At 57.4% G+C, this 2,285-nt stretch carries 1 protein-coding gene; it reads right to left on the bottom strand.

Annotated elements, in window-relative coordinates; translation table 11 throughout:
- Positions 1 to 2,264, bottom strand: a 2,264-nt coding sequence (locus DTW90_RS36810) for a polysaccharide biosynthesis tyrosine autokinase (protein WP_149345040.1), incomplete at its 3' end; no start/stop codon positions are given.
- Between the last annotated feature and the right edge of the window lie 21 nt (positions 2,265 to 2,285).

Below are 2,285 nucleotides of genomic sequence, written 5' to 3' on the forward strand. Positions count from 1 at the left end.
TACGCCTCGTGGTAGTACGACGTGTATCGCGAGTAGTAATATTCACTTGAGCCATAGGTCCGGTACAGCTTCATCTTTTCGGTATCGACCTTGTTGAGGATGATACCGGCACATTTGTCGACGAGATCCGGCTCGGTCAAAAGGGTCGACCGCACCACCTTGCGCGAGGTTCTGCCCCATTCGATGACATAGAGCAGAGAATCGAGCAGCGGGCTGATCGCCTTCGCATCGACGACCGGGCCGAGCGGAGGAAGGTCGATGATGACGTAGTCGAAATGGGCGCGGGCGATATCCAGCAAGGCGCTCATCGAGGACGAGGCAAGAAGCTCGGACGAGTGGGGAACGCGGCGCTTGACGACCGCCGGCAGGAAGGCAAGCTTCGTCTTCGGATCGACCAGAAGCAGGTTCTGCAGCGGCCGGTGTTCGAGAATGGCTTCCAGCAAACCGGCTTCGGCATGCCGGCCGATCGCCCTTGTCGCGCCGGGATTGCGCAAGTCACCGTCGATCAACAGCGTCTTGGCGCCCTGCATGGCCAGGAGATGGGCGAAGTTCGTCGCAACGGTCGATTTTCCTTCGCCCGGAAGACTGGATACCACGCCGATCAGCTTGCTGCGCCGCTCGTTGCCGTCGAGATCGATGGCGATCTTGGCGCTGCGCATCGTCTCGGCAAAAACCGAAAGAGGATGGTCGACGACGTAGCTTGCCACACCATGCGCATGGCGAAGCCCTGCCGGCTCCTGTGCGGCGGCCCCATCTGCAGCCGTCGCCGGCAGCAGCGGCGTGATGCCCAGATATTCCAGATTGAGAGTGGCTCTGACCTGCTCGCCGGTGCGGAAGAAGCGATCCCTGAACTCCCGGAACGCGCCGAAGCCGGCGCCGACCATGAGCCCGAGGAAAAGCGAGGCCGCCAGGATAAGGGGTTTCTTCGGTTTGCTCGGTGCATCGGGGACTGTGGCCCTCGTGATAATTCTCGAGTCACTGATCGGGAAGGATTGCTGCTGGGTGGCTTCCTGGAAACGGGCCAGGAATGTCTGATAGAGCGTGCGATAGGTATCGGCGTTGCGCTGCAGTTCTCGAAGCTGAACCTGGGTTTCGCCCGCGGTTGCCGAGATGCCAGTTGCCTGCGAAACACTGTCCTGCAGCGACTTTTCTCTTGTCTTCGCGACATCGAGTTCGCTCTTGTAACTTTCCGCAATGCGGCCGAGTTCTTCGAACATCAGCCGCTGATATTCGCTCATCTCTGCGCGTAATCTGACTGCCTGTTCGTGATCCTGACCCAGTCGCTTGGAAATATCCGCCTCTACCTTGGAGGCATCCAGATATTTCTTGCGCAAATCCGTAATCGTCGGACTATCGAGGACGTCCGCGACGATCGCATCGGTTTTGCCCGAGGCGATGATGGATTCAATGCGGTCGTATTTTGCCTGCGCCTGTGCCGTTTGCCCCTGCGCGTCGATCAGGGCGCTGTTCAATTGGGTAAGCTGCTGATCGCTCAGAAGTTGGCCGTTCGACGAGACAAGTCCGTTGGTGGCTATGAACTTCTGGACAGCCAAATCGGACTCCAGTGCCTTCTGGCGGAGTTCGTCGATGCGGCCCTGGAGCCAGTCGCTCGCGCGGCGCGTGGCATCATATTTCGAATTTAGCTTGTCGACGAGATAGGCATCGGCAATGGCACCAGCGATCTGGGCGGCAAGATCGGGTGATGGCGATGTATAGCTGATGGAAAGAACGTAAGTACGTCCCACCCTTTCAACCGTCATGTTTTCACTGAGTGCCGCAGCCGCGTCCTCACGCCTATCTTCAGCGGTTTCAGCAGCGGCGTCGCTGTCGGCAAACCAGGACTTAAAATCGAGAAGCCTTTTCAAAACGCTAAGCGGTGACGCAGACGGATCCATGAAGATCGGATTGTCGAGCAACTTCAGCTTGTCGACGACGGCAAGAGCGATCGTATCGGACTTTATCAGCTCCACCTGGCTGAGAACCGATCCTTCGTCATCAGTGAAGCCCCCTACGCTCAGCGTGGAGACTTCATTGGCAACGTCGCTGTTGTCCTTATCGATGAGCAGGTTCGTAACAGCGGTATATTGAGGTACCGCCGTAAAAACATAGATCAGGCCAAGAACAAAAAACACCACGGCAGCAGCCGCAACGACGCGCCACTGGCGCCTTGCGACAGCTATCAGCTTATCAAAATCAATAAACTCTGACCGGGCGTCGTCATCCCATTGCGCATCGGTTCTCGAAACCTTGTCAGGTGATAACATATGCCCTCGCAATTTATTTGC

The sequence above is a fragment of the Neorhizobium sp. P12A genome (assembly GCF_008365395.1).
Lineage (GTDB): Bacteria > Pseudomonadota > Alphaproteobacteria > Rhizobiales > Rhizobiaceae > Rhizobium.